The 26,200-nt window shown below is 74.1% G+C and carries 22 protein-coding genes; 12 read left to right on the top strand and 10 right to left on the bottom strand.

Translation table 11 applies throughout. From position 1 onward, the window contains the following. Positions 1 to 33: 33 nt before the first annotated feature. Complete coding sequence (locus O7612_RS26270; RefSeq protein ID WP_282268279.1) at positions 34 to 1,215, bottom strand: ABC transporter substrate-binding protein; 1,182 nt, start codon at positions 1,213 to 1,215, stop codon at positions 34 to 36. Between the two features lie 426 nt (positions 1,216 to 1,641). Here O7612_RS26270 and O7612_RS26265 point away from each other — a divergent pair, with 426 nt between their 5' ends. The 4 genes from O7612_RS26265 to O7612_RS26250 all read left to right on the top strand — a co-directional run bounded on the left by O7612_RS26265 (position 1,642) and on the right by O7612_RS26250 (position 6,375). Continuing rightward, positions 1,642 to 4,917, top strand: a complete 3,276-nt coding sequence (locus tag O7612_RS26265; RefSeq protein WP_282268277.1) for a nitrate- and nitrite sensing domain-containing protein — start codon at positions 1,642 to 1,644, stop codon at positions 4,915 to 4,917. Next, positions 4,914 to 5,321 (top strand): roadblock/LC7 domain-containing protein, encoded by a 408-nt coding sequence (locus O7612_RS26260; protein ID WP_067313320.1) that lies wholly within the window; start codon positions 4,914 to 4,916, stop codon positions 5,319 to 5,321. Before O7612_RS26265 ends, O7612_RS26260 begins: the two co-directional genes overlap by 4 nt. Before the next feature lie 87 nt (positions 5,322 to 5,408). Then, positions 5,409 to 5,771, top strand: coding sequence for a DUF742 domain-containing protein (locus O7612_RS26255; RefSeq protein WP_067313317.1), 363 nt, complete (start codon positions 5,409 to 5,411; stop codon positions 5,769 to 5,771). After that, a complete protein-coding gene (locus O7612_RS26250; RefSeq protein ID WP_282268270.1) occupies positions 5,752 to 6,375 on the top strand; it encodes an ATP/GTP-binding protein in 624 nt (207 codons plus the stop codon). The genes O7612_RS26255 and O7612_RS26250 overlap by 20 nt, the downstream gene beginning before the upstream one ends. A gap of 95 nt (positions 6,376 to 6,470) precedes the next feature. Here the strand turns inward: O7612_RS26250 and O7612_RS26245 are convergent, their stop codons facing one another. The 5 genes from O7612_RS26245 to O7612_RS26225 are packed head-to-tail and all read right to left on the bottom strand — an operon-like array spanning position 6,471 to position 14,170. Further along, positions 6,471 to 7,559 carry a uroporphyrinogen-III synthase gene (locus tag O7612_RS26245; RefSeq protein WP_282268268.1) on the bottom strand — a complete coding sequence of 363 codons (1,089 nt, stop codon included), beginning with the start codon at positions 7,557 to 7,559 and terminating at the stop codon, positions 6,471 to 6,473. Next, positions 7,559 to 7,906 carry a nitrite reductase small subunit NirD gene (gene nirD, locus O7612_RS26240; protein WP_282268266.1) on the bottom strand — a complete coding sequence of 116 codons (348 nt, stop codon included), beginning with the start codon at positions 7,904 to 7,906 and terminating at the stop codon, positions 7,559 to 7,561. The genes O7612_RS26245 and nirD overlap by 1 nt, the downstream gene beginning before the upstream one ends. After that, a complete protein-coding gene (gene nirB, locus O7612_RS26235) occupies positions 7,903 to 10,464 on the bottom strand; it encodes a nitrite reductase large subunit NirB (protein WP_282268264.1) in 2,562 nt (853 codons plus the stop codon). The genes nirD and nirB overlap by 4 nt, the downstream gene beginning before the upstream one ends. 29 nt (positions 10,465 to 10,493) lie before the next feature. After that, positions 10,494 to 11,930: an FAD-dependent oxidoreductase gene (locus O7612_RS26230; protein WP_282268262.1), complete on the bottom strand. Its 1,437-nt coding sequence runs from the start codon at positions 11,928 to 11,930 to the stop codon at positions 10,494 to 10,496. Then, a complete protein-coding gene (locus tag O7612_RS26225) occupies positions 11,927 to 14,170 on the bottom strand; it encodes a molybdopterin oxidoreductase family protein (protein WP_282268260.1) in 2,244 nt (747 codons plus the stop codon). The genes O7612_RS26230 and O7612_RS26225 overlap by 4 nt, the downstream gene beginning before the upstream one ends. A 150-nt stretch (positions 14,171 to 14,320) precedes the next feature. Here O7612_RS26225 and O7612_RS26220 point away from each other — a divergent pair, with 150 nt between their 5' ends. The 7 genes from O7612_RS26220 to glmM all read left to right on the top strand — a co-directional run bounded on the left by O7612_RS26220 (position 14,321) and on the right by glmM (position 20,007). Further along, on the top strand, positions 14,321 to 15,022 hold the full coding sequence (locus O7612_RS26220; RefSeq protein ID WP_282268258.1) for a class I SAM-dependent methyltransferase: 702 nt from the start codon (positions 14,321 to 14,323) through the stop codon (positions 15,020 to 15,022). Between the two features lie 105 nt (positions 15,023 to 15,127). After that, positions 15,128 to 15,385 carry a DUF6364 family protein gene (locus O7612_RS26215; RefSeq protein ID WP_067314550.1) on the top strand — a complete coding sequence of 86 codons (258 nt, stop codon included), beginning with the start codon at positions 15,128 to 15,130 and terminating at the stop codon, positions 15,383 to 15,385. After that, complete coding sequence (locus tag O7612_RS26210; protein WP_172898447.1) at positions 15,363 to 15,668, top strand: type II toxin-antitoxin system PemK/MazF family toxin; 306 nt, start codon at positions 15,363 to 15,365, stop codon at positions 15,666 to 15,668. The genes O7612_RS26215 and O7612_RS26210 overlap by 23 nt, the downstream gene beginning before the upstream one ends. A 413-nt stretch (positions 15,669 to 16,081) precedes the next feature. Continuing rightward, complete coding sequence (locus O7612_RS26205) at positions 16,082 to 17,395, top strand: nitrate/nitrite transporter (protein ID WP_282274061.1); 1,314 nt, start codon at positions 16,082 to 16,084, stop codon at positions 17,393 to 17,395. A gap of 211 nt (positions 17,396 to 17,606) precedes the next feature. Continuing rightward, positions 17,607 to 18,050: a 50S ribosomal protein L13 gene (rplM, locus tag O7612_RS26200; RefSeq protein ID WP_007465158.1), complete on the top strand. Its 444-nt coding sequence runs from the start codon at positions 17,607 to 17,609 to the stop codon at positions 18,048 to 18,050. Positions 18,051 to 18,070: 20 nt separating this feature from the next. Continuing rightward, entirely contained in the window at positions 18,071 to 18,535 is a 465-nt protein-coding gene (rpsI, locus tag O7612_RS26195; RefSeq protein WP_282268253.1) for a 30S ribosomal protein S9, read from the top strand. Between the two features lie 116 nt (positions 18,536 to 18,651). Then, complete coding sequence (glmM, locus tag O7612_RS26190) at positions 18,652 to 20,007, top strand: phosphoglucosamine mutase (RefSeq protein ID WP_282268251.1); 1,356 nt, start codon at positions 18,652 to 18,654, stop codon at positions 20,005 to 20,007. Positions 20,008 to 20,102: 95 nt separating this feature from the next. On the opposite strand, the gene O7612_RS26185 is transcribed toward glmM, so the two are convergent. Beyond that, positions 20,103 to 21,299 carry a pyridoxal phosphate-dependent aminotransferase gene (locus O7612_RS26185; protein WP_282268248.1) on the bottom strand — a complete coding sequence of 399 codons (1,197 nt, stop codon included), beginning with the start codon at positions 21,297 to 21,299 and terminating at the stop codon, positions 20,103 to 20,105. 129 nt (positions 21,300 to 21,428) lie between these two features. Next, positions 21,429 to 21,875 (bottom strand): hypothetical protein, encoded by a 447-nt coding sequence (locus O7612_RS26180; RefSeq protein ID WP_282268245.1) that lies wholly within the window; start codon positions 21,873 to 21,875, stop codon positions 21,429 to 21,431. Between the two features lie 458 nt (positions 21,876 to 22,333). Here O7612_RS26180 and glmS point away from each other — a divergent pair, with 458 nt between their 5' ends. Further along, positions 22,334 to 24,247, top strand: coding sequence for a glutamine--fructose-6-phosphate transaminase (isomerizing) (gene glmS / locus O7612_RS26175; RefSeq protein WP_067313510.1), 1,914 nt, complete (start codon positions 22,334 to 22,336; stop codon positions 24,245 to 24,247). Between the two features lie 8 nt (positions 24,248 to 24,255). Here glmS and O7612_RS26170 read toward each other — a convergent pair whose 3' ends face one another. Then, positions 24,256 to 25,878: an alpha/beta hydrolase gene (locus O7612_RS26170; RefSeq protein WP_282268237.1), complete on the bottom strand. Its 1,623-nt coding sequence runs from the start codon at positions 25,876 to 25,878 to the stop codon at positions 24,256 to 24,258. After that, positions 25,875 to 26,171 carry a hypothetical protein gene (locus O7612_RS26165; RefSeq protein ID WP_282268235.1) on the bottom strand — a complete coding sequence of 99 codons (297 nt, stop codon included), beginning with the start codon at positions 26,169 to 26,171 and terminating at the stop codon, positions 25,875 to 25,877. Before O7612_RS26165 ends, O7612_RS26170 begins: the two co-directional genes overlap by 4 nt. Positions 26,172 to 26,200: the final 29 nt, after the last annotated feature.

Below are 26,200 nucleotides of genomic sequence, written 5' to 3'. Positions count from 1 at the left end.
CCCGGCCCGGCGGGCGGTGGGCGGCCCGGCCGGTCAACCCGCCAGCCGCCACCGTCCACCCCGGGCCACCAGCGTGGTCAGCGCCTGCGGCATCAGGCCGGAGTGGTTGTCCGGGGTCATCCGGATCGGTCCGGACAGGCCGTCGAGCTGGGACGTCTCCAGGACGTCCCGGAGGCCGTCCCGGTTGACGCTGCCGGTCGGACCGCCGGCCCGCAGCGCGGAGTCGGCGAGCAGCTGGACCGCGTCGGCGGCGAACGACGAGAGCCCGTTGTAGCCGCCGAACCGGGCGGTGTAGTCCTGGAACCACTGCCGGCGGGCGGCCTTGGCCGGGGTGGTGGCGATGACGTCGTCGATCACCATGGTTTGGGTGAAGATCAGGGTGGCCCGCTCGGTGGCCCGGCCCGAGCCGCCCAGGAAGAGGTCCCCGGCGGCGGCGGCGTCGAAGAAGAGCGACCCGGCGTAGCCGGACTGGTCGGCGGCGGTGGCGGCGAGGGCGGCCTGCTCCGGCGGGGTCCAGATGATCAGGCCGGCGGGGTCGCGGTTGGCGAGCCGGCGGATCGGCTCGCCGAGTTCGGTGTCGGTGGTGCGGACCGCCTCGGCCCGGACCCGCTTGATGCCGACCTTGCGGAACTCGTCGTCCAACGCGGCCAGGCCCTCCCGGCCGTAGTCGTCCGCGCTGTGCAGGACGCCGACCTCGGTGATCCCGCGTCGCCGCAGCTCGACGGTGAGGGCGGCGGCGCTGTCGGCGGCGTTCGGCGCGAGCTTGAACACGTACCGGCGTTCGGGGGTCGGGCTGGCGACCGCCCCCGACGGAGCGAGCGCGATCGTCGGGATCTTCCGCTCGTTGATGGTGCGGACGGCGCCGACGGCGCACTCGTTGCAGCCACCCATGATGATGGCGTTGACCTTGGCGTCGTTGCTGAAGTCACCGACGTTGCGCAGCGACTCGTTGACGTCGGACCGGTTGTCCTTGACCGTCAGTCTGACCTTGCGCTTGCCCAGCGCGCCGGAGGCGTTCAGCTGGTCGACCTTCAGTTCCAGGGCGCGCTGGTACGCCTTGCCGACGGGCGCGGCGGCACCGGAGAGTTCGAGGTCGGCACCGATGGTGATCGGGCTGTCGTCCTCCTCTGCCGCGCCGAACGAGCAGCCGGTGAGCGTGGTGGCCAGCACGGCCGATGCGAGCGCCACGATGGTCGCGGAGCGGATGGGGCTCAACTCAGTCCTCCAGGTGCGGCGTGGACCGCCGCTAGTCCGTCCTCAGTGGAGAAACGGGATTGGGTGCCGTACGGTGTGCGCGAAAGCCTGCAAAACCTTGCCAATGCGGGGGCGCTGCGGTCAAGCGCGGAGCTGTCTGCGGTTTCGGGACGCGAATCTCACATTGTGGGGACATCAGATATTTACCGATGCTCACTCACCAGAGGCGAACGAACACTCTGGAGTGACATGCCCTGTTCAGGGGTGGCCTGCTAATGAGGGCAAAAGGCGACCGTCGAGTCGGTCGACCGATTTCTGCCTCGTTGCCGACTTCCCAAACAGGATCTTCTCTGATGAAATCGCGGCCGTGCCGCGCATGGCGCTGTCCGTTGCACCAGGCGCGGGTCGGCGGGTCAGGCGTGTGGAAGATACGACGGAGGCGATGTCGTGAGCACCGGACCGACGACCCTGCCCGAGCCAGGCGAAAGCGCCGGACCTGAACGGGGACGCCGACTGCCCCGGCTGCGGGACGCACGCATTCGCTCCAAGCTCGCCCTCATTCTGGTCGTGCCGGTCGCCGCGGTCGTCCTGTTGGCAACAATGCGACTGGTGTCCACTACCGAGGGTGCTGTCGACGCTACCCAAATCCGGTCACTGACGGCACTGTCCATCGAGGTTTCCGCGCTGACGCAGGATCTGCACAAGGAACGGATGGCCGCCGCAGCTTTTCTGGCCAACCCCCAGCTGCGCCCGGACGACTACAACCTGCGGGTGCGGGCCACCGGTGAGCGGGTCAACAGCTACCGGGCCGAGCGCACCGACCTCGGCGAGGTCCCGGCCGCCGTGCGGGACCGGCTCACCGTGATCGACGACCACCTGCGGACGCTCGACGCGACCCGGCAGGAGGTGCTCGACCGCCGGCAGATGCCGGTCGCCGAGGCCACCCTGCGGTACGGCGTGATCCTCACCGACCTGGTCTCGTACGGCGACACCCTGGCGCAGCTGTCCGGGCAGGAGAGCCTGGCGGACGCCCGCCGCGCGGTGGCCGCGTTCAGCCGGGCCAAGGCCGCCGTCGCCGAGGAGGAGGCGGTCGCCTACACCGCGCTGGTCGGTGGACGCCTGGACGAGGAGCAGTTCTCCTCCTTCGTGGCGACCCTGACCAGCCAGCAGGAGGCGCTGCTCGGCTTCTCCCTCGCCGCCGACCCCACCCAGCGGGCGCTGGTCGACGGCGCGGTCTCCGGCGACGCCGTCGGTCTGGCCGACCGGGTGGCCGCCGACATCACCCGCTCGGTCGGGCAGCGCAGTCCGGTGAGCGCGGGCGACGCCAGCGCCTCGATCGGCGCGGTCAACGACCTGATGCGGTGGACCGAGATCCAGCTCCAGGACACCCTGCTCGCCCGCTCCGAGCAGGCCCGCAGCGACGTCATCCAGCAGGCCATCATCGAGTCGGTGCTGGTGCTGCTCACCCTGATCACGGCGATCACCCTCGCCGTGGTGCTGGCCCGCTCGCTGAACCACTCGCTGCGCCGGCTGCGCGAGGGTGCCCTGTCGGTGGCCAACCACGACCTGCCGGACGCGGTCAAGCGGCTGCAGAACATGGGCAGCGTCAGCGACGGCGGCGTGGAGGAGATCGTCCGGCAGGTACGGGATCCGATCCGGTTGACCAACCGGGACGAGGTCGGCCAGGTGGCGCTGGCCTTCAACGTGGTCCACCGGGAGGCCGTCCGGGTCGCCGCCGAGCAGGCGGCGCTGCGGACCAGCGTCTCGGCGATGTTCCTGAACCTGGCCCGGCGCAGTCAGACCCTGGTCGACAAGATGATCGGCGAGCTGGACGCGATCGAGCGCGGCGAGGAGGACCCGAAGCGGCTGGCCCAGCTCTTCGAACTCGACCACCTCGCCACCCGGATGCGCCGTAACGACGAGAACCTGCTGGTGCTGGCCGGTGCCGACTCGGCCGTGCCGCGTCGCGACGACGCGTTGCTGGTCGACGTGCTGCGGGCCGCCCAGTCCGAGGTGGAGCTCTACAACCGGATCGAGTTCGGCACCGTCGACACCGACATCTCGGTCGCCGCCCACGCCGTCAACGACGTGGTACGGCTCGTCGCCGAGCTGCTGGACAACGCCACCCGGTTCTCCTCGCCGACCACCACCGTGGTCGCCGACGGCCGGCGCATCCGGGACTACGTGCTGATCCAGATCGAGGACCGGGGACTGGGCCTGACCGACGAGCAGTTGGACTCGCTCAACCGCCGGCTCGCCGCGCCGCCCACCGTGGACGTGGCCGCCTTCCGACTGATGGGTCTGGCCGTGGTCAGCCGGCTCGCCAGTCGGTACAGCATCCGGGTGGAGCTGCGCCGCAACGTCGAGGGCGGCACCGTCGCGCAGGTGACGCTGCCCAACGCCACCGTGGTGCTCCCCGCCCACCGGGGTCGGGACCAGGCGGTCAACCGGCAGCGCCAGCCGCTGGCGGTCGAGCAGCCCGCCCCCGCCACGACCGGTATCGGCGGTGCCTTCGCCGGCGCCCGCAGCGCCGCGGCGACGTTGACCGACCAGTGGCGGACCAGCCCGCCGGCACCGGCACCCTGGCAGTCGCCGGTGGACGCCCGGGACACCGCCCCGGCCGTGCAGTTCGGCGGCCCGGTCTCCGCGCCCCCGCTCACCCCCGTCTCCGCCCCCGCGGCCGACTCCGGGGCCAGGTTCGCCGCCTTCTCGGCCGGCAGCCCCACGGTGGCGAACCCGACCATCGACCCGCTGCCGAGGCGGGCCGCGCCGGGCGAGACCGCCCCGGTGCTCCCGGCCGGCCCGGTGGCCGGTGCGCTGGGCACCCCCGCCACCGCGGATTCCTACGGTGGCCCGGCGATGCCGTTCGCGGGTGCCCCTGCCGCGGCCCCGTACGCGGGTGCTCCCGCGGCCACCCCGTACGCGGGTGCTCCCGCGGCCACCCCGTACGCGGGTGCTCCCGCGGCCACCCCGTTCGCGGCACCGACCGCGCCGTCGTACGCCGCCCCCGCCGCCGCGTACAGTCCCCCGGCGACGCCGTACACCCCGCCGACGCCGGCCACGCCGGTGGTGGCCCGTCCGGACCGGCCGGCCGACTCGCCGATCTTCCGGGAGATGGAGGCGGTGTGGTTCCGGTCCCACGGGGACGACGCCACCGCGATCTTCACAAGGCCCCGCTTCGACGACGAACCGCCCGCCGCACCGTCCCGGTCGAACGGCGCGGCCCGGCCGTCGCGCCCGCCGCTGCCGACCCGGGTACCCGCCGCGCCCACCGCGGCCGGCACCCCGACCGTCACGCCCGCCCCGGCCCCAACGGAGGCGCCCGCCGTGACCGTCCCCGACACACCGCCCGCCACCGTGCCGCCGGCATACGCCACCACCGACGCGCCGCCCGCGCCACCGCGTACCGCCCCCGAGGCCCCGACGGCCCCGGCCGGCGGCGACTCCGAGGCCTGGCGGACGGCGGCCGACGAGGGATGGTCCCGGGCCAGCCAGGCGGCCGAGCCGGCCAGCGCCGGCACCACCCGCTCGGGCCTGCCGAAGCGGGTGCCGCAGGCCCAGCTCGTGCCCGGTGGGATCGAGCCGAAGGGCGGCCGGGACCGCAGCCGCCGTACCCCCGACGAGGTACGCGGCCTGCTCTCGGCGTACCACCGTGGTGTGCAGCGCGGGCGCACCGCGGGCGCGGACCTCAACAGCACCTCGACCAAGGAGACGAACCGATGAACAGGCCAGCTGCCATGCAGGACATGGGTTGGCTGCTCACCAACTTCGCCGACAGCGTGGCGGGCATCGCCCACGTGGTGGCGGTGTCCGCGGACGGGCTGCTGCTCGCCTCCTCGCGGGACCTGCCCACCGACCGGGCCGACCAGCTCGCCGCGATCACCTCCGGCGTGGTGAGTCTGACCGAGGGTGCCGCCCGGATGTTCAGCGCTGGCGGGGTGCTGCAGACAGTGATCGAGATGGACAGCGGCTACCTGTTCCTCATGTCCATCAGTGACGGCTCGTCGATGGCGGTGCTCGCGGCCCGCAGCTGCGACGTCGGTCAGGTCGGTTACGAGATGGCGTTGCTGGTCGAGCGGGTGGGCGCGGCGCTGGTGCCGCTGCCCCGGGACGCCGTGCGTTCGTAGCACGTCGGTGGGCTGGCCGGGCGCGACCGCGCCCGGCCGGGGACGAGGCGACCGGGGCGGACCCGGGCGGGAGGAGGTGATCGCGGCATGGACCCCCGACGGGATCCCCGTGGAGCACTGGTCCGTCCGTACGCGGTCACCCGGGGCCGCACCGAGCCGAGCCGGGACATCGCCCTGGAGGCGGTGCTCACCTCCAGCGCGACCCAGGTGGCCGAGTCCCGCTTCGCCGGGCACGACAAGTACCGCATCGCCACCGTCTGCGAGGGCCGGGCGCAGTCGCTGGCGGAGATCGCCGCGTACACCCGGATGCCGTTGGGCGTCGCCCGGGTGCTGGTCGCCGACCTGGTCGCCGACGGTCTGCTCACGCTACACACTGCCGCTCCCGCCGAGGGGTTCGAGGAGCGAATGGAAATCCTTGGAAGGGTGCTAAGTGGACTTCGCAGGCTATGACCCCGCCGGGTCGCGCCAGAGCCGGGGAATCGTCTCCGCGAAGATCGTGGTCGCGGGCGGCTTCGGCGTGGGCAAGACGACCCTGGTCGGAGCGATCTCCGAGATCACTCCGCTGACCACAGAGGCGTTGATGACCGCCGCGGGCGTCGGCATCGACGATCCGTCGAAGGTGCCCGGCAAGGAGACCACCACGGTCGCCATGGACTTCGGCCGGATCACCATGGCGCAGGACCTGATCCTGTACCTCTTCGGCACGCCCGGCCAGACCCGGTTCTGGTTCATGTGGGACGAGATCATCCGGGGGGCGGTGGGTGCCGCCGTCCTGGTGGACACGCGGCGGATCACCGACGCCTTCGCTCCGCTGGACTACTTCGAGAACCGCAACCTGCCGTACGTGGTCGCGCTGAACCGGTTCGACGGCGCGGACCTGTACGAGCCGGAGGAGGTCCGGGAGGCGCTGGCCATCTCGGCGGACGTGCCGCTGGTGATGTGCGACGCCCGGGACCGCGAGTCGGTCAAGCAGGTGCTGGTGACGGTCGTCGAGCACGCCATGCTCCGGCTCCAGGCCGAGCACGGGCGGGGCTTCCCGACCCCGGTGGGCTGAGCGCGACCGGTCGCCGGTGGTGACGGCTCAGGAGCCGGGCCGGGTCGCCACCACCGGTGACCCGGTCGCCGCCGTCACCCCCTCCGGAGCCGGTCTCACTCCACCCGGAGCCGGTAGCCGCGCTTGACCACGGTCTGCACCACCCGGGGTGCCCGCAGCCCCACCCGCAGCCGGGCCACCGCCATCTCCACCGCGTGCTCGTCGGCCCCCCGGGGCAGCGTGCGCAGCAGTTCGGTCCGGGACAGCACCCGGCCGGGCCGGGCGGCGAGCGCCCGTAGCACCGCCATCGGCGCGGGGGCCAGGGGCCGCAGCTCCCCGTCGATGACGGCCGCGTGCCCGCGCAGGGTCAGCAGGTGCCCGGCCGCCTTGACGGTCAGGGTCCGGCGGGGCAGCTCGTCCACGATGGTGCGGACCAGCGCGCCGAGCCGCGCCCGGCTCGGCGCGCTGACCGGCACCCCCCGGCGCACCAGCGGCTCGGCGGTGACCGCGCCGACGCAGCTGACCAGCACGTCGCCGCGGAGGGCGGCCAACACCGTCTCGGTGCGGTCGCCCGCGGCGCGCAGCAGCGCCTCCGCCGCCGGGGCGGAGGTGAAGGTGACGGCGTCGACCAGTCGGCCGGCGACCAGGTCGATCAGCCGGTGCAACGGGGCCGGGTCGGTCGGTGGGGCCCACCGGTAGACGGGCACCTCGATCACGGTGGCGCCGGCGGCCTCCAGCGCCTCGGTGCACTTCGGCTGCCGGTCACCGTGCAGCTGCATGGCGATCACCTGCCCGGCCACCCCGCGCCGGCACAGGTGCTCGACCACCTCCTCGCAACTCTCCGACGCGGGTGACCACTGGTCGTGCAGGCCGGCGGCGCGGATCGCGCCGCGCGCCTTGGGACCACGGGCCACCACGTACGCCCGGGACAGCACGTTCTTCAGCGGCTCGGCCAGCCCCCAGCCCTCGGCGGCCTCCAGCCAGCCACGCATCCCGATGCCGGTGTTGGCCATCAGCACGTCCGGTGGCCGGTCCAGGCAGGCCCGGGTGGCGTCCCGCAGGTCGGTGTCGTCGGCCAGCGGCACGATCCGCAGGGCCGGGGCGAGCACCACCCGGGCACCGCGTCGTTCCAGCAACGCGGCCAGTTCGTCGCGTCGCCGGTCGGCGGTCACCCCGATGGTGAAGCCGGCCAGTTCGTCCCGCATCACTCCTCCTGTCGCAGCCGCACCTCGACCAGGCCGTCCCGGCAGCGGACGTCGTACCGGGGCAGGGTCACCCCGGGCAGGTCCAGGCACAGCCCGGTTCGCAGGTCGTACACCTGCTTGTGCAGGGGTGAGGCGACGGTGGGCGTCCCGCCCCGGCTGCCGACGATGCCCCGCGACATCACGTACGCGCCGCTCAGCGGGTCGAGGTTGTCGACCGCGAACAGCTCGTCGTCGATCCGGAAGAGCGCCACCTGCACCCCGTCGACCAGGGCGGCGACGCCCCGCTCGGGTTCCAGCCGGTCCAGCGGGCAGACCGGGGTCCAGCTGACGGTGACCGTGTCGCTCATCGCCGTACCTCCGGCAGGCCGAGGGCGACCGGCTGGCGACGCCGGACGGGCGTTCCGTCCGGTGGTGCGGCTCCACCGGGTGGTGCGGCGGCGCGGGTGTCGCGTGCCGGCACCGGCTGGCCGCGTTCCACCTCGAACGTGATCGACGGGTCGGGCACGTCGGGGGCGTTGACGAAGGAGGTGAAGCGCCGCAGCCGCTCCGGGTCGTCCAGCACGTCGCGCCACTCGTCGGAGTAGGAGGTGACGTGCCGGGCCATCGCCGCGTCGAGTTCGGCGCAGAGCCCGAGCGAGTCGTCGACGATCACCGACCGGAGGTGCTCCAGGCCGCCGTCCATCGCCTCGATCCAGGCGGCGGTGCGCTGCAACCGGTCGGCGGTGCGGACGTAGAACATCAGGAACCGGTCGATCAGCGTGATCAGCTCGTCGGTGGACAGGTCGGTGGCGAACAGGTCGGCGTGCCGGGGGCGGAAGCCGCCGTTGCCGCCGAGGTAGAGGTTCCACCCGGTGTCGGTGGCGATGATGCCGAAGTCCTTGCTACGGGCCTCGGCGCATTCCCGGGCACAGCCGGAGACGGCGGACTTGAGCTTGTGCGGGGCGCGTAGCCCCCGGTAGCGCAGCTCCAGCGCGACGGCCAGGCCGACCGAGTCCTGTACCCCGTACCGGCACCAGGTCTCGCCGACGCAGGACTTCACCGTGCGCAGCGCCTTGCCGTACGCGTGGCCGGACTCGAAGCCGGCGTCGACCAGCCGCCGCCAGATCTGCGGCAACTGCTCGACCCGCGCGCCGAACAGGTCGATCCGCTGCCCGCCAGTGATCTTGGTGTAGAGCTGGAAGTCGCGGGCCACCTCCCCGATCACGATCAGTTTGTCCGGGGTGATCTCGCCCCCCGGAATCCGGGGCACCACCGAGTAGCTGCCGTCGCGTTGCAGGTTGGCCAGGAAGTGGTCGTTGGTGTCCTGCAACGACGCCTGCTCGCCGTCGAGCACGTGGCCGGCACCCAGCGAGGCGAGGATCGACGCCACCACCGGCTTGCAGACGTCGCAGCCCCGGCCCCGGCCGTGGTCGGCGACGAGCTGCGAGAACGTCCGGATGCCGCGCACCCGGACGATGTCGAACAGCTCCTGCCGGCTGGCGTCGAAGTGCTCGCACAGCGCCGTGGACTGCCGCACCCCGGCCGCGTCGAGCAGTTGCTTGAGCATCGGTACGCAGGAGCCGCAGCTCGTCCCGGCCCGGGTGCACGCCTTCAACGCCGGCACGTCGCACGCCCCACCGGCGATCGCCGCGTCGATGTCGTCGCGGGTCACCGCGTTACAGGAGCAGACCTGCGCGGCCCCGGGCAGCGCCGCCGCACCGGCCCCCGCCCCGCCGGCCGGCGCCAGCAGCGCCAGCGGGGCAGCGGGTAGCGGCCCGCCGACACTGGCCCGCAGCGTCGGGTAGGCGCTAGCGTCCCCGACCAGCACCCCACCGAGCAGCGTCCGCGCGTCGTCGGAGAGGACCAGCTTCGCGTACGAGCGGGTGACCGGATCGGTGAACGTGACGTCCAGGCAGCCGGGCGTGCTGCCGTGGGCGTCCCCGAACGAGGCCACGTCGACACCGAGCAGCTTGAGTTTGGTGGCGCTGTCCGCGCCGGGGAAGGTGGCCGCGCCGCCGAGCAGCCGGTCGGCCACCACCTCGGCCATCGCGTACCCCGGGGCGACCAGGCCGTGACAGGTGCCGTCGACGGCCGCGCACTCGCCGACCGCCCAGATCCGCTCGTCGTCGCTGCGGCAGCTCCCGTCGACCAGCACCCCGCCGCGCGGGCCGAGCGGCAGCCCGGCGGCGCGGGCCAGCTCGTCCCGGGGACGGATGCCGGCGGCCACCACCACCAGGTCGGCGGCGACCGTGCCGCCGTCGGAGAGGTCCAACGCGGCGACCGTGCCGTCCGGGCCGGACCGCAGCGCGGTGGTGCCCACCCCGAGGTGCGTGGTGACCCCCAGCTCCTCGACGTAGCGCCGCAGCATCGCGCCGCCCGCCTCGTCGACCTGCACCGGCATCAGCCGGGGGGCGAACTCCACCACGTGGGTCCGCAGCCCCAGCAGCCGCAGCGCGTTGGCGGCCTCCAGGCCGAGCAGGCCGCCCCCGATCACCGCGCCGGTGGCCCGACCCCGGGCGTGCTCCCGGATCGCCTCCAGGTCGTCGAGGGTGCGGTAGACGAAGACGCCGGGCAGGTCGGTGCCGGTCACCGGGGGCACGAACGGGTACGACCCGGTGGCCAGCACCAGCGCGTCGTACGGGTGCTCCCCGGACGCGGTGGTCACCACCCGCCGGTCCCGGTCGATCCCGGTCACCGGGTCGCCGAGGCGCAGCTCGACCCCGTCGTCCGGGGTGTGCAGGTTCAGCTCCTCGGCGGTCACCCCGTCGAAGAACGCGGACAGTCGTACCCGGTCGTACGCGGGGCGGGCCTCCTCGGCGAGCACCGTCACCCGCCATCGCCGGTCATGGTCGCGGGCGCGCAGCGCCTCGACGAACCGTTGCCCGACCATGCCGTTGCCGACGACGACCAATCGTCCACCGGTCATCGGGTCACCTCCTCGTGGTGTCATCACGGTCATCGGGGCGTCCCCACCGAGTCCACCTCGGACAGCCAGTCGACGATCCCGCCGACGGCCTCCCGGCAGCCGCCGCAGCCGGTACCGGCCCGGGTCGCGGCGACCACCTCGTCGACGGTCCGGGCGCCGGCCCGCCAGCAGCGGACCAGGGTGCCCTTGTCGACGTCGTTGCACTGGCAGACGGTCGCCGCGTCCGGCATCAGCGCCGGGGTCGCGGCGGGCGTCGCGGGGGTGACGCCGAGCGACCGGCCGAGCAGCAGCGCCCGCCGGTCGGTGGGGACCGGGCCGCCCCGGTCGAAGAGCTGTACCACCGTGCCGACCGACGGGTTGTCACCGAGCAGGATCGCCCCGGTCAGCCGGTCGTGGTCGATCCGCAGCCGGGCGTACGTCCCCCGGGCCGGGTCGGCGAAGGTCAACTCCTCGCCGGGGCCGCCGGTCGGGTCACCCATCGCGGCCAGGTCGATCCCGGCGGCCTTGAGCCGGGTCACCACCGGCCGGGGGCGGTAGCGGGCGGTGTCGTCCTCGCCGGTGAGCAGCCGGGCCACCACCCGGGCCTGTGCCCAGGCCGGGGCGACCAGTCCGGTCGGACCACCGGCGGGGCGGGCGCAGTCGCCGATCGCCGAGATCGCCTCGTCACCGGTGCGCAGCCGGTCGTCGACCAGCACCCCCCGGTCGACGGCCAGTCCGGCGGCGGCGGCCAGCCCGGTGTCGGGGCGTACGCCGCAGGAGAGCACCAGCAGGTCGGCGTCGAGGTGGGTGCCGTCGGCCAGGTGCAGCCGGACCCGGTCGGCGTCGGCGTCCAGCGCGGTGGCCGGCACGCCCAGCCGGCTGGTGACGCCGAGCCCGGCCAGGGTGCCGGCGAGCACCGCGCCGGCGGCCGGGTCGAGCTGCCGTTCCATCAGGTGCGGGTGGGGGTGGACCACGGTCACCGTCAGCCCCCGGGCGGCCAGACCGCGGGCCGCCTCCAGGCCGAGCAGACCGCCACCGAGCACCAGTGCGGTGCGGGCGGTGCGGGCGGCGGCGAGGATCCGGCGGCAGTCGGCCAGGGTGCGGAAGACGGCCACCCGGGCCGGCAGGTCGGCCGGGTCGAGACCGGGCAGCGGCGGCACCACGGCCCGGCTGCCGGTGGCGAGGACCAGGTGGTCGTAGTCGATCCGCTCGCCGTCGGTGGTGCGGACCGTCCGGGCCACCCGGTCGATGGCGGCGGCTGCCACGCCGGTCCGCACGTCGGTGCCCTGCCCGGCGACCTCGGCCAGCTCCACGTCGGGCTCGCCGATCTTGCCGGCGAGCAGCGTGGAGAGCATGATCCGGTTGTACGCCCGGTGCGGTTCCGCCCCCAGCACGGTGACCTTCCGGTCGCCGTTGCGGGCGTGCAGCTCGGTGGCGAGCCGGGAACCGGCCATCCCGTACCCGACGATCACGATCCGCCCGGTCATGCCCGCTCCACCCGGACCGCGCAGATCTTGAACTCGGGCATCCCGGAGACCGGGTCGACGGCGTCGTTGGTGACCGAGTTGGCGCGGGCCGCCCCGGGCCAGTGGAACGGCGCGAAGACGGTGTCCGGCCGGATCGTCGGGCTGAGCCGGGCCGGCGCGCGTAGCTCACCCCGGCGGGAGGCGACCCGTACCTCGTCACCCTCGGCGACCCCGAGCCGGGCGGCCAGGTCGGGGTGCAGCTCGACGAAGCCCCGTGGGGCGGCCCGGCGCAGCGCGGCGACCCGCCGGGTCTGCGTGCCCGACTGGTACTGGGCCAGCACCCGCCCGGTGGTGAAGTGCAGCGGGTAGTCGGCGCAGACCTCCTCGGCCGCCGGCCGGTGCTGGACCGGATGGAACCGGGCCCGGCCGGACGGGGTGGGGAAGGTGTCGGCGAAGAGCCGGGGGGTGTCCGGCCCCTCCGGGTCGGGGCACGGCCAGAAGACGCCGTCGGACGACTCGATCCGGTCCCAGGTGACCCCGGCGTAGTCGGCGACGCCCCCGGCGGAGGCCCGCCGCAGCTCGGCGAAGACCACCCTCGGGTCGGTCGGGAAGCGGTCCGGGACGTCCGCCGCGTCGGTGCTGCCCGCGGCCCCCGCCGGATCACCGCCGGTCGGGGCGGTCCCGTCCGGCATCCCCGCCGGACCGCTGCTCGTCGGCTCGCCGCCGGTCGGGGCGGGCGCGGCCACCGGGGCCGGGTCGTCCAGGCGGGCGGCGAGGCCGGCGAGGACCGCCAGGTCGGTGCGGACGCCGGGGGGTGGCTCGCGGAGCGCGCGGCGACGCAGCACCCGACCCTCCAGATTGGTCATCGTGCCGTCCTCCTCCGCCCACTGGGCGACCGGTAGCACCACGTCGGCCAGCTCGGCCGTCTCGGAACGCAGGAAATCGGCCACCACCAGCAGGTCCAGCCCGCGCAGCCGGGACTCGATCCGGGCCGCCCGGGGCGCGGAGACCACCGGGTTGGAGCCGAAGACCAGCAGCGCGCGGGGGCCGCCGGGGGTGCCGAGCGAATCGAGGAGCTGGTAGGCCGGGACGCCGGGGCCGGGAAGCTCGGCGGGATCCACCCCCCAGACCGCGGCGACGTGGGCCCGGGCCGCCGGGTCGTCGATCTTGCGGTACCCGGGGAGCTGGTCGGCCTTCTGGCCGTGCTCGCGTCCGCCCTGGCCGTTGCCCTGGCCGGTCAGGCAGCCGTAACCGGAGTACGGGCGGCCGGGCAGACCGAGGGCGAGGGCGAGGTTGACGTACGCGCTGACCGTGTCGACGCCCTTGGCGTGCTGTTCGGCGCCCCGGGCGGTGAGGATGACCGCCGAGGCGGCGGTGCCGAGCGCGCGGGCGGTCTCCTCCAGGTCGGCCACCGGCACCCCGGAGAGCCGTTCCACCTCGGCGGGCCAGTACCCGGCGACGGTGCGGCGTACCGCGTCGAAGCCCTCGGTCCGGGCGGCCACGTACTCCCGGTCGACCAGGCCCTCGGTGAGCGCGATGTGCAGCAGCGCGTTGGCGACCGCCAGGTCGGTGCCGGGCAGCGGTTGCAGGTGCAGGTCGGCCTGGCGGGCGGTGGCGGTCAGCCGGGGGTCGACCACGATCAGCCGGCCGCCCCGGGCCTGCTGGTCGGCGAGGTGCCGCATCAGCGGCGGCATGGTCTCGGCCGGGTTCGCGCCCACCAGCAGCAGGGTCTGCGTGCGGCCCAGGTCGGTCAGCGGGAAGGGCAGCCCCCGGTCGACACCGAAGGCGCGCAGCCCGGCCGCGGCGGCGGAGGACATGCACCACCGGCCGTTGTAGTCGATGTTCCGGGTCCGCAGCGCCACCCGGGCGAACTTGCCGAGGGCGTACGCCTTCTCGTTGGTGAGCCCGCCGCCGCCGAAGACCGCGACCGCGTCCCGCCCGTGGTCACGTCGGACGGTGCGCAGCCCGGTGGCGATCCGGTCCAGCGCGACGTCCCAGTCGGCCGGGCGCAGCTCGCCGGACGCGTCGCGTACCAGGGGGGTGGTCAGCCGGTCGGGGTGGTCGAGCAGTTCGGCGGCGGTCCAGCCCTTCTGGCACAGCCCGCCGCGGTTGGTGGGGAACTGCCGGGGCCGGACCTCGATCCCGCCGCCCCCGTCGTCCCGCAGGACCATGCCGCACTGGAGAGCGCAGTACGGGCAGTGCGTCTCCGCCTCCCGGGGAGGTGGCCCCGTTCGCGTCGCGGCGCGTGCACCGTCTGTCATGTCGGGAAAGCGTGCCGCCGGGCGGTTTCCGACCCGCGTCCCTTCTGTTTCGGTCCTGTCAAGAGCGGCTCACACCGCACAGGGGAAACGTGTCGGCCGGCAGGGTCTATAATATGAGACAGTTTTCCCATTATGTGAGAGGAGTCGAGCATGGACGTCACGGCGGCCTTCGATGCGGTGGCAGGCTCGTACGATCAGGCCCGTCGCCGGCTCGTGCCCTGCTTCGACGACTTCTACGGCGCGGCCGTCGAGGTGGCCGCCCCACCGGTGCGGGCCGCGCTCGCGGCCGGGCGTACCCCCGAGGTGCTCGACCTGGGCGCCGGCACCGGGCTGCTCTCGCTGCTGCTGACCGCCGCGCTGCCCGGCGTGCGGGTGACCCTGGTCGACGGTGCCGCGGGGATGCTCGCGGTGGCCGCCGAAGGACTGGCCGCCCGGGGGGTGGCGCACCGGACCGTGCTGGCCGACCTGGCCGACCCGCTCCCCGCCGGCCGGTACGACGCGGTGGTCTCCGCCCTGGCCGTGCACCACCTCGACGACGACGGCAAGCGGGCGCTCTACCGGCGGGCGGCCGACGCGCTCCGGCCCGGCGGGGTGTTCGTCAACGCCGAGCAGGTGGCCGGCCCCACCCCGGCGCTGGACCGCCGGTACGACGAGGTCTGGCTGGCGCAGACCGCCGCGCGCGGCTCGGACGACGCCGAGATCGCCGCCGCCCGGGAACGGATGCGGCACGACCGACCGGTCCCGGTGACCGACCAGTGCCGCTGGCTGGCCGACGCCGGCCTGGTCGACGTGGACTGCTTCTACAAGGCGTGGCGGTTCGCCGTCTTCGGCGGCCACCGCCCGGCCGCCTGACCCCGCCCGGCCGCCTGACCCCGCCCGGCCGCCTGACCCCGCCCGGCCGCCTGACTCCGCCCGGGTGGGATGACCGCTGGTCATACCGCGGGTAGGATCGGTGGCATGACTGCGAAGGTGACTCTCTCGTTCTCCGACGAGACGATCGAGCAGGCCCGCCGGTTCGCCAAGCGGGAGGGTCTCTCGCTGTCCGCCTGGATGGACCAGGCCGCCCGGGAGAAGGCGCTACGGGAGGTCTTCACCGCGCACGCCGAGGCGGTCGGCCGGGCCGGGCTCGACCTGGAGTCCGCCGCCCTCGCCGACGCCCGCGAGGTGGGGATGGTCGCCGACGTGCTCTTCGGTGGTCGCCCACGTGCTGCGTAGGGGAGAGGTCTGGCGCATCGAGGGCGCCCGGGAACGGCTCGGGCTGGTGATCAGCTCCGACGTCTACAACTCCACCGACGTGCCGATCGTGATCGTCGCCGAGGTGGTCGAGACCGCGCTGCTGCGTGACTCTCCGCTCGCGGTGCCGATGGGCGCGAACGTGGTGATGCCCGACCGGCTGTCGGCACCGATGAAGAAGTGGTTCACCGAGTGCGTGGACGTCGCCGACACCGAGACCATGCGCCGGGTCACCCGGGCACTGCGTATCCTCCAGGAACTCTGACCATCCGGTCGCCGTCCCGCCGCCACGCCCCCGGTCGCCGTGCCGCCCCGCCGCGTCGCCGGTCGGTCGCCGGCCGTAGGCCGGTCACCGTGGCCGTTCCGTGGGCCGTCTCACCATCGGATCCGGGCCGAGGTGCGATCTCCGTTTCCGGAACGACCCGGGAGAGGCACCCTCGGGGAAACCCGGCCTGCCTAGCGTTCCGCTCACCACGACCAGCAGGAGGAGTCGCCGTGAGCACGCTCGCCCGCAGCACCGCCGCCGATCCGCCGGCCACCGACCCGCAGGCCACCGGCACCGACCCGCAGGCCCCGGCCGCTGACCCGCAGGCCCCGGCCGCCGGGGCCACCGCCACCGACGTCCGGACCACCGCCACCGACGGGGCCGTCGCGACCGGGACCGGTCGCCGGCACCGGATCGACGACTGGCGTCCCGAGGACCCCACCTTCTGGCGGACCACCGGAGCCCCGATCGCCCGGCGCAACCTCTGGGTGTCGATCTTCGCCGAGCACGTCGGGTTCTCGGTGTGGAGCCTCTGGTCGGTCACCGTGCTCTTCCTCGGCCCGGCGTACGGCATCGACCCGGCCGGGAAGTTCCTGCTCACCGCCGTACCGGCCGCGTTGGGGGCGGTGCTGCGGCTGCCGTACACCCTGGCGGTGGCCCGGTTCGGGGGGCGGAACTGGACCATCGTCAGCGCGCTGCTGCTGCTGGTGCCGGCGGTGCCGATGGCGGTGCTGCTGGAGCCGGGGGTCTCGTACTCGACGCTGATGGTGCTGGCCTGCCTGACCGGGGTCGGCGGCGGCAACTTCGCCTCGTCGATGGCGAACATCAACCTGTTCTTCCCGGACCGGCTCAAGGGCCGGGCGCTCGGGCTCAACGCCGGTGGCGGCAACCTCGGCGTGCCGGCCGTGCAGCTCGTCGGGTTGGCGGTGCTGGCCACCGCCGGGGCGGCGTACCCCCGGTTGGTGCCGGCGGTCTACCTGCCGCTGATCGTGCTGGCCGCGCTCGCCGCGGCCCGGTGGCTGGACAACATCCCGGACGCCCACAACGAGCCCGGCGCGCTGCGCGAGGCCGCCCGCGACCGGCACACCTGGGTGATGTCGCTGCTCTACGTGGGCACCTTCGGCTCGTTCATCGGCTTCGGCTTCGCCTTCGGCCAGGTGCTCCAGCTCCAGTTCGCCGAGCGGTTCCCCACCCCGGTCGACGCGGCCTGGCTGACCTTCCTCGGGCCGCTGATCGGCTCGCTGATCCGGCCGCTCGGCGGGCAGCTCGCCGACCGGCTGGGCGGGGCGCGGGTGACCTTCTGGAACTTCGTCGCGATGGCCGCCGGGGCCGGGCTGGTGCTCTACGCCGCCCGGGAGCGGTCGTTCCCGCTCTACCTGGCCGGGTTCCTGGCGCTGTTCGTCTTCTCCGGCATCGGCAACGGGTCGACGTACAAGATGATCCCGGCGATCTTCCGGGTCCGGGCGGTGGCCGAGGCGGAGCTGACCGGCGACCCGGCCGCGGCGCAGCGCCGGGCGCGACGGCGCTCCGGGGCGCTGATCGGCATCGCCGGGGCGGTCGGTGCCTCGGGCGGGGTGCTGGTGAACGTGGCCTTCCGGCAGTCCTTCCTCGCCTCGGGCAACGCGGACGCCGCCTACCTGGCCTTCATCGGCTGGTACGCGCTCTGTTTCGTGGTCACCTGGGCGGTGTACCTGCGGCCCGGCCCCGGGAAGCTGGTCGGTGTGTGACCCTTGTCATGCGGTGGAATCGGCGGCCACGCCGGCCGACCCCCCGTTTTGACCAGCCGCTGGGGTGCCGGGTATCGTTGCCTGCTGTTGTACGACATCCAGAGGCGTGCCGCTCAGGTACGCTTGGTCGTTCGTGCGCGCTGGTCCGGCCGGGAAGCCTCTGGTCACCTCGGCGCGCGACCCCAGACCGACGACGAGACAAGGTAGACCTGTGCGTACGTACAGCCCGAAGCCGGGTGAGATCGAGCGTCAGTGGCACGTTATCGACGCCTCTGATGTCGTGCTGGGCCGCCTGGCCACCCACGCCGCCACGCTGCTGCGCGGCAAGCACAAGCCGACTTTCGCGCCGCACGTCGACACGGGCGACTTCGTCGTCATCGTGAACGCGGGCAAGGTGGCGCTGACCGGCAACAAGCGGCAGACCAAGGTCGCCTACCGGCACTCCGGTTACCCGGGCGGCCTCAAGCAGGTCGGCTACGACGAGCTGCTGACCAAGCGGCCCGAGCGGGCCATCGAGCTGGCTGTGAAGGGCATGCTCCCGCACAACAAGCTCGGCCGTCAGCTGATCAAGAAGCTGAAGGTCTACGCCGGTGCTGAGCACCCGCACCTGGCGCAGCAGCCGGTGCCGTTCGAGATCAAGCAGATCGCGCAGTGAGCGAGGGCGAAGGAAACAGCATGACCGACATCACCGAGACCGAGGTCGCCCCCGAGGCCACCGAAGCGCCCGCGCCCGTCGCCCGCGCGCCGCATGGTGACCGGCCGATCCAGACCGTCGGCCGCCGCAAGGAGGCCATCGTCCGGGTCCGTATCGTCCCGGGCAGCGGCAAGATCACCTGCAACGGCCGTGACCTCGAGGCCTACTTCCCGAGCAAGGTGCACCAGCAGCTCATCAAGGACCCGCTGGTCACCGCCGAGAAGCCCGAGATGTTCGACGTCATCGCCAACCTGCGGGGCGGCGGCACCACCGGCCAGGCCGGTGCGCTGCGGCTGGCCATCGCCCGCGCGCTGATCGTCAGCGAGCCGGACGACCGTCCGGCCCTGAAGAAGGCCGGCTTCCTCACCCGGGACGCCCGGGTCAAGGAGAGCAAGAAGTACGGTCTCAAGAAGGCCCGTAAGGCTCCGCAGTACTCGAAGCGCTGATCACCGACGGCGCGTTGTACTTCTGACGAACGGCCGGGTCCGCCTCCCCTCCGCGGGAGGTGGCCCGGCCGTCGCGCTTTCTCCACTCATCGCAGTTGCACCGGAGGTTGGCGGGTATGGGGCGGTTGTTCGGCACGGACGGCGTACGCGGGCGGGCGAACGTCGATCTCACCCCGGAGTTGGCGCTCGCCGTTGCGGTGGCCGCCGCGCACACGCTCGCCGAGTCGGACCGTAGCCACCCGCCACTGGCGGTCGTCGGACGGGACACCCGGGCCAGCGGCGAGATGCTGGAGGCCGCCGTGGTCGCCGGGCTCACCAGCGCCGGGGCGAGCGTGGTCCGGGTCGGCGTACTGCCCACCCCCGCCGTGGCGTTCCTGACCGCCGAGGCCAAGGCGGACCTGGGCGTGATGCTCTCCGCGTCGCACAACCCGATGCCGGACAACGGGATCAAGCTGTTCGCCGCCGGTGGGCACAAGCTGCCCGACGAGATCGAACTGCGGATCGAGGCGGCCGTCGAGGCGAACGCCACCACGGCCTGGGACCGCCCGGTCGGCGCGGGGGTCGGCCGGGTGCACGACCTGCTCGACGGTGCCGACCACTACGTCCAGCACCTGGTCGGTACCGTGCCGCACCGCCTCGACGGCATCAAGGTCGTGGTCGACTGCGCCAACGGCGCCGCCGCCGAGGTCGCCCCGGTCGCCTACCGGGAGGCCGGTGCCGAGGTGATCGCGATCCACGCCGAGCCGGACGGCCTCAACATCAACGACGAGTGCGGTTCCAACCACCTCGACGGCCTGCGGGCCGCCGTGGTCGAGCACGGCGCGCACCTGGGCCTCGCCCACGACGGCGACGCCGACCGGTGCGTGGCGGTCGACGCCGACGGCACGGAGGTCGACGGCGACGAGCTGATGGCGATCCTCGCCCTGGCCCTGCGGGACGCCGGCGAACTGACCCGGGACACCCTGGTCGCCACCGTGATGAGCAACCTCGGCCTGCGGCTGGCCATGTCCGCGCAGGGCATCCGGCTGGTCGAGACCAAGGTCGGCGACCGGTACGTGCTGGAGGAGTTGCGCGCCTCCGGCCTCGCCCTCGGCGGCGAGCAGAGCGGCCACCTGGTGATGCCCGCGCACGCCACCACCGGGGACGGTGTCCTCACCGGCCTGCACCTGATGGCCCGGATGGCCGCCACCGGCCGTTCCCTGGCCGAGCTGGCCTCGGTGGTCACCAAGCTGCCCCAGGTGCTGATCAACGTGCCGGTCGGCGACCGGACGGTCGGTGCCGCCGCCCCCGCCGTGCGGGCCGAGGTCGAGCGGGCCGAGGCCGAGCTGGGGGAGACCGGCCGGGTGCTGCTGCGCCCGTCCGGCACCGAACCGCTGGTGCGGGTGATGGTCGAGGCCGGCACCGAGGAGACGGCCCGGTCGGTGGCCGAGCGGATCGCCGAACACGTCCGCACCGCCAGCCCCGTCACCTGACACCACATCGGTCGGGCCGGCGGACGCGGGTGCCGACCGGCCGGTGACCGCCGACGCCCGGTCCGCCGCCGTCGGCTGGCTGACCGGGGCGCCGGTCAGTGCGGGTCGGCCAGTGCGCGCAGCCGGGTGACCGCCTCGGTCAGCACCTCGGGCCGCTTGCAGAAGGCGAACCGGACCAGGCGGCGACCGGCCTCGGCGTCGTCGTAGAAGACCTGGGTGGGCACCGCCACCACGCCGCAGCGCTCCGGCAGGGAACGGCAGAACTCCAGCCCGTCCCGACCACCGAGGCCGGTGATGTCGGCGGTGACGAAGTAGGTCCCCTCCGGGGTGAGCACCTCGAAGCCGGCGTCGGTCAGACCGTCGATCAACAGGTCCCGCTGTCGTTGGAGGGCGTCCCGGAAGCCGGTGTAGTAGCCGTCGGGCAGCGCCAGCGCCACGGCGACCGCCGGTTGCAGTGGTGCCGCGTTGACGAAGGTGAGGAACTGCTTGACCCGCAGCACCGCCGAGACCAGCGCGGCGGGGCCACTGACCCAGCCCACCTTCCACCCGGTGCAGGAGAAGGTCTTGCCGGCCGACGAGATGCGCAGGGTGCGTTCCCGCATCCCGGGCAGGGTGGCCAGCGGCAGGTGGGCGGAGGCGGCGTCGGTGAAGACGAGGTGCTCGTAGACCTCGTCGGTGACCGCGTACACGTCGTGTTCCCGGCAGAGGTCGGCGACCAGTGCCAGTTCCGGCCCGGTGAAGACCTTCCCGGTCGGGTTGTGCGGCGAGTTCAGCAGCACCAGCCGGGTACGCGGCCCGAACGCGGCCCGCAACTCGGCCGGGTCGAAGGCGTACCGACCGTCGCCGCCGGGGCGCAACGTCACCGGTCGCCGCACCGCACCGGCCAACGCGATCGACGCCGCGTACGAGTCGTAGTACGGCTCGAAGCAGACCACCTCGTCGCCCGGCTCGCAGAGCGCCAGGATGCTGGCGGCGATCGCCTCGGTGGCCCCGGCGGTGACGATCACCTCGCCGTCCGGGTCGTACGTCAGGCCGTGGAAACGGCGCTGGTGCTCGGCGACGGCCCGGCGCAGCGCGGGGATCCCGGGACCGGGCGGGTACTGGTTCTGCCCGGAGCGCAACGCCTCGGCGGCGGCGGCCAGCATCTCCGGCGGCCCGTCGGTGTCCGGGAAGCCCTGGCCCAGGTTGACCGCCCCGGTCCGGACGGCGAGCGCGGACATCTCGGCGAAGACGGTCGTCCCGAACGGGCGCATCCGGGCCACCAGCGGGTCGACATCGGTCGGCGTCGTCACGCCCGTCAGCCTACGGGCCGGACGTGCCCGTCCCGTAGGACGCGTGGTCGGCTTTTCCGGGACGGACGCGGGGCCGTGCGGTCCCGGCATGCTCCGGGGCGGTGGAGAAGTCGGCGGGGCACCCAACCGTCACCTGTCACCCGTCGGAACCCACCGCACGGGGTGCCCGTCCGGAGCGCTGGTGGGCGCGGCGACGGGCGTGGCCGGTCGGTACGGCGTCGGGGGCCAGCTGGGCGCGGGGTCGTCGTGGTCGTCCCCGGTCGTCGACTCCGGTACGAGCTGGCCCAGCAGGGTGCCACCCCCGCAGGCGCAGGCACAGAAGCCCAGGACGAGGACCAGGACCACCGCCACCACGATCCCCACCACCTGCCCTGCGCCGGTGGAACTCCGCCGCGGGTACCCCGGGTGGGCGAACGGCGGCGGGTAGCCCGGCGGCGGCCAGCCCTGGCCGGGTGACCCGCCGGGCATGGTCGGGCTCATGCCGGTCCAGCCCGCGGCGGGTGGGCCGCCCTGCCCGGCCGGGTCCATGCCGGTCCAGCCCGCGGCGGGTGGGCTGCCCTGCCCGGCCGGGTCCATGCCGGTCCAGCCCGCGGCGGGTGGGCCGCCGGGCGTCCCGGGAAGAGCCGGGACCGTACGGCCACCGGTCGACGGTGGTCCGGGCCACGGGTCGGGGGCCGACCAGGGCGGCGGGACCGTGAGCGGGTCGGGCGCGGGCCAGGCGGATGCTCCGCCCGTCGGGTCCGGCGGCGGGGCGGCGGCTGCGGCTGCGGGTGAGGGGTCGCCGGGAGGGGGCGCGTCGGACATTCTCGCTCCGAGGACGGAGGGGCAGGAAAGGGGTGAGCGGGCCGTCCCTGGGCGGTCCCAGGGTCGCCGAGAGACTGTCGTACGGTCGGGCGGCCCGCAAGCCCGCGCCGTCGAACGGGTGGAGCGACCGTCCGGTTGTCGCCGGTCACCGTCCGTTCGCTCAAATTCGGTGATTGTTTACCCGGCTTCCGCGCACGCGTGATGAGCGGAACTGGGTTAGGCTGCGGACCATGTGTGGAATCGTGGGTTACGCCGGCTCGCGCCCGGCGCTCGGCATCGTGCTCGACGGGCTGCGCCGGCTGGAGTACCGGGGTTACGACTCGGCCGGGGTCGCGATCGTGTGCGACGACGAGCTGCTCACCGAGAAGAAGGCCGGCAAGCTGGCCAACCTGGAGAAGGTCCTCTCCGAGCGGGCCGCCAGCAACCCGGAGGACTGCGCCGCCAGCCCGGTCGGCATCGGCGACGGCACCACCGGTATCGGTCACACCCGGTGGGCCACCCACGGCGGGCCTACCGACCGTAACGCCCACCCGCACGTGGCCCCCGACGGCCGGGTCGCCGTGATCCACAACGGCATCATCGAGAACTTCGCCAAGCTCCGCGCCGAGCTGGAGGACGACGGGGTCCAGTTCACCAGCGACACCGACACCGAGTGCGCCGCTCACCTGCTCGCCCGGGCGCTCGCCGAGCTGCGCGCGGCGGGTGGGACCGACGGCCCCCAGCTGCTCGCCGCCGGGATGCGGGTGGTGTGCCGACGGCTGGAGGGCGCCTTCACCCTGCTCGCCGTGGACGCCGCCGTCCCCGGTGCGGTGGTCGGCGCGCGGCGTAACTCGCCGCTGGTGGTCGGCCGGGGCGACGGGGAGAACTACCTGGCCAGCGACGTGGCGGCGTTCATCGAGCACACCCGCGAGGCGGTCGAGCTGGGCCAGGACCAGCTCGTCCTGATCACCGCCGACAGCATCGAGATCACCGACTTCGACGGGGAGCCGGCCACCGGCAAGGACTTCCACATCGACTGGGACTCGTCGGCCGCCGAGAAGGGCGGTTACGACTGGTTCATGCTCAAGGAGATCGAGGAGCAGCCGCAGGCCATCGCGGACACCCTGCTCGGCCGGCTCACCGAGACCGGGGAGATCGCCCTGGACGAGGTCCGCCTCAGCGACCAGGACCTGCGCGACGTCGACAAGATCTTCATCGTCGCCTGCGGCACCGCGTACCACTCCGGCATGGTCGCCAAGTACGCCATCGAGCACTGGACCCGGATCCCCTGCGAGGTGGAACTGGCCAGCGAGTTCCGCTACCGCGACCCGGTGCTCGACCGGTCCACCCTGATCGTGGTGATCTCGCAGTCCGGCGAGACGATGGACACCCTGATGGCGCTGCGGCACGCCAAGGAGCAGAAGGCCCGGGTGCTGGCCATCTGCAACACCAACGGCTCCACCATCCCGCGTGAGTCCGACGCGGTGCTCTACACCCACGGCGGCCCGGAGATCGCGGTCGCCTCCACCAAGGCGTTCCTCACCCAGCTGGTCGCCTGCTACCTGATCGGCCTGCACCTGGCCCAGGTACGCGGGATCAAGTTCGCCGACGAGGTCGGCGCGGTGGTGGCCCAGCTCCAGGAGATGCCGGACAAGCTGCGCGAGCTGCTCGGCCGGATCGAGCCGGTGCGGGAGCTGGCCAGGGAGCTGAAGTCCGAGCCGACGGTGCTCTTCATCGGCCGGCACGTCGGCTACCCGGTCGCCCTGGAGGGTGCGCTCAAGCTCAAGGAGCTGGCGTACATGCACGCCGAGGGGTTCGCCGCCGGTGAGCTGAAGCACGGGCCGATCGCCCTGATCGACAAGGGCACCCCGGTGATCTGCGTGGTGCCGTCGCCGGTCGGCCGGGGCATGCTGCACGACAAGGTCGTCTCCAACATCCAGGAGGTCCGGGCCCGGGGAGCGCGGACCATCGTGATCGCCGAGGAGGGCGACCAGGCGGTGGTCCGCTACGCCGACCACCTGATCTACGTGCCGCGTACGCCCACCCTGCTCGCGCCGCTGGTCACCACCGTCCCCCTACAGGTGCTCGCGGCCGAGATCGCCGCCGCCCGGGGGCACGACGTCGACCAGCCGCGCAACCTGGCGAAGTCGGTCACCGTCGAGTAGGACGCCGGTCATCGACCGAGCACGATCCGGGCCATCCCGTCCAGGGCGGGGTTGCCGGGCTCCCAGTAGCCGGTGTGACCGTACCGGCCACTGGGGAAGGTCCGGCCGCCGAAGCCCGGATCGCTCGGGTCGTGGCCGAACCACAGCTGGTGGTCGTCCGGGCGGAGCAGCCAGGCGGCGCTGGCCAGCGGCGAGGTGGCCAGCACCGCCCGGCCGGCCAGGTCGCGGGGCGGCTCGACCAGCGCGATCACGTCGTCGCGGGCGGTGCTCGCCCAGACCCGGTCCGGTGGCAGCCCGAGCGCGTCGGCACGGTCCACCCCGACACCGGGTGAGCCGACGAAGGCCAACGCGTCGGCGGACAGCCCGTGGTCCCGGGCGGCGCTGCCCACCACCAGCGAGCCGTAGCTGTGCCCGAGCACGGTCTGCCGGGCCACCGGCCCGTCGTGGGTGGCGCGCAGCCCCTCCTGGAACCGGTGCAGCGCCGACCCGGCGTCCCGGGCCTGGGCCGGCGAGGAGGCCTCGGGCAGGAAGTCCGGGGCGTCGTAGTCCAGCCAGAGCACCGCCGCCGTCTCCTCGTCCGGGGCGATGGCGGTGCACCTGGCCTGCACCCGGGCGGCCCGGCCCAGCTCACCGGGGACGTCGGCGAGGTCGCTGGTCATCCCCGGCACGTAGGTCAGCACCCGACCGGCCCGGTCCGGGTTGCCCAGCGCGACGATCGCCCGCCCGTCGCCGGCCGGGTCGAGCCCGAGCAGGTACGCCCGGGGTGCCCCGGTCGAGGCCAGCCGGCCGGCGAGCCGGTCCAGGACGGCCAGCGCCCGGTCGATCCGTCGTAGCGCGGCGCGCTCGCCCGACCGGCGGGCCGACAGCGACCGCCGTTCGGCCAGCAGCGCCTCCCGGTGCCCCGCCAGCAGCAACCGGTTCGCCTGGTCCCGCGCCGCCGCCGGCACCCCGTCACGCGGCCCGGTCCGGGCCGGCTCGTGCAGCACCAGCCACCGCCGCTGGGCCGGGGTGAGGCCGGCCCACCAGGCGCGGACCGCCGCCGGGGTGGCGTCGTCGGCCGGTCGCCCGGGTGGCGGCGGCTCGACCCAGCCGGTACGGGCCGCCCCGGCCAGCTCGGTCAACCGGGCGGCGGCCTCCCGGTCGGCCGCGTCGGCCAGGACGAGCGCCTCCCGAAGGGCCGCCGCCACCTGACCCACCGCCGCCGGGGAACCCGTCCCGGGAGGTCGCGGATCGGGGCCGCCCGGCAGCGCGCCGGACTCCGGGCCGTGCCAGGCCCGCGGGGCCGCCCGTGCCCTGCCGTGCCGGTCCACCGCCACGCCGGTGCGGTCGGCGACCGCGACCGCCCCGGCGAGGCGGGCCTTCGCCACCCGGAGTCGACCAGCGAACTCGGCCAGCGTCTGCTCGGTCTCAACCAGCGCCGGCAGGATGGTCGTCAGCTCCGCCCGCAGCCCGTCGAGCCGGCCACCGGCCGCCGTGGCCGCCGTGCCGCGCCAGCCCGTGCGCAGCGCCGCCGCCCGGTCGGCCAGCCCGGCCCGCCGCCGCCCGACGGGCGCGTCCACCCCGCGCCAGGCCACCCCCGCGGCGTCCCAGTCACCCGGGGAAGCGGTCCAGAGCTGGGCGTACCCGATCATCGGGGTCGGCCGACCAGTCGCCCGGCGGCCCGGTCGTCGGCCGCCGCGTACGCCTCGGCGGCGGCGCGCAGGGCGGTGCCGGTCTCCGCCACCCGGACGCCGAGCGTCCCGTGCCAGGCGTGCACCGCCGACTCCAGCCCGGACAGCGCCGTGCCGGCCCGCCACCCCGGCGCGGACAGCACCAACCCGGGCCGCCCCACCAGCCCCTGCGCCAACGCGTAAGCCTCGTCGGCCAGCCCACCGGCCACGACCCGCAGCAGCGCCACGTCGACCTCCACCGGCTCGTTCGTCATCGCCCGCCTCCCGCGCCCGTCTGGTCGGC

This window comes from Micromonospora sp. WMMD987 (assembly GCF_029581435.1).
GTDB classification, from domain to species: domain Bacteria; phylum Actinomycetota; class Actinomycetes; order Mycobacteriales; family Micromonosporaceae; genus Micromonospora; species Micromonospora rifamycinica.
Note: the sequence above shows the minus strand (reverse complement) of the source record. Positions and strands in the feature narration are given on the sequence as shown.

Bases quoted from the DNA above. Each gene is read 5' to 3' on its own strand.
- rpsI (WP_282268253.1), top strand. From the start codon at position 18,071: ATGACCGACATCACCGAGACCGAGGTCGCCCCCGAGGCCACCGAAGCG.
- nirD (WP_282268266.1), bottom strand. From the start codon at position 7,906: ATGAGCGACACGGTCACCGTCAGCTGGACCCCGGTCTGCCCGCTGGAC.
- O7612_RS26230 (WP_282268262.1), bottom strand. From the start codon at position 11,930: ATGACCGGGCGGATCGTGATCGTCGGGTACGGGATGGCCGGTTCCCGG.
- glmM (WP_282268251.1), top strand. From the start codon at position 18,652: ATGGGGCGGTTGTTCGGCACGGACGGCGTACGCGGGCGGGCGAACGTC.
- O7612_RS26180 (WP_282268245.1), bottom strand. From the start codon at position 21,875: ATGGACCCGGCCGGGCAGGGCAGCCCACCCGCCGCGGGCTGGACCGGC.
- O7612_RS26215 (WP_067314550.1), top strand. From the start codon at position 15,128: ATGACTGCGAAGGTGACTCTCTCGTTCTCCGACGAGACGATCGAGCAG.
- O7612_RS26225 (WP_282268260.1), bottom strand. From the start codon at position 14,170: ATGACAGACGGTGCACGCGCCGCGACGCGAACGGGGCCACCTCCCCGG.
- nirB (WP_282268264.1), bottom strand. From the start codon at position 10,464: ATGACCGGTGGACGATTGGTCGTCGTCGGCAACGGCATGGTCGGGCAA.
- O7612_RS26170 (WP_282268237.1), bottom strand. From the start codon at position 25,878: ATGATCGGGTACGCCCAGCTCTGGACCGCTTCCCCGGGTGACTGGGAC.
- O7612_RS26165 (WP_282268235.1), bottom strand. From the start codon at position 26,171: ATGACGAACGAGCCGGTGGAGGTCGACGTGGCGCTGCTGCGGGTCGTG.
- O7612_RS26220 (WP_282268258.1), top strand. From the start codon at position 14,321: ATGGACGTCACGGCGGCCTTCGATGCGGTGGCAGGCTCGTACGATCAG.
- glmS (WP_067313510.1), top strand. From the start codon at position 22,334: ATGTGTGGAATCGTGGGTTACGCCGGCTCGCGCCCGGCGCTCGGCATC.
- O7612_RS26245 (WP_282268268.1), bottom strand. From the start codon at position 7,559: ATGCGGGACGAACTGGCCGGCTTCACCATCGGGGTGACCGCCGACCGG.
- O7612_RS26255 (WP_067313317.1), top strand. From the start codon at position 5,409: ATGGACCCCCGACGGGATCCCCGTGGAGCACTGGTCCGTCCGTACGCG.
- O7612_RS26260 (WP_067313320.1), top strand. From the start codon at position 4,914: ATGAACAGGCCAGCTGCCATGCAGGACATGGGTTGGCTGCTCACCAAC.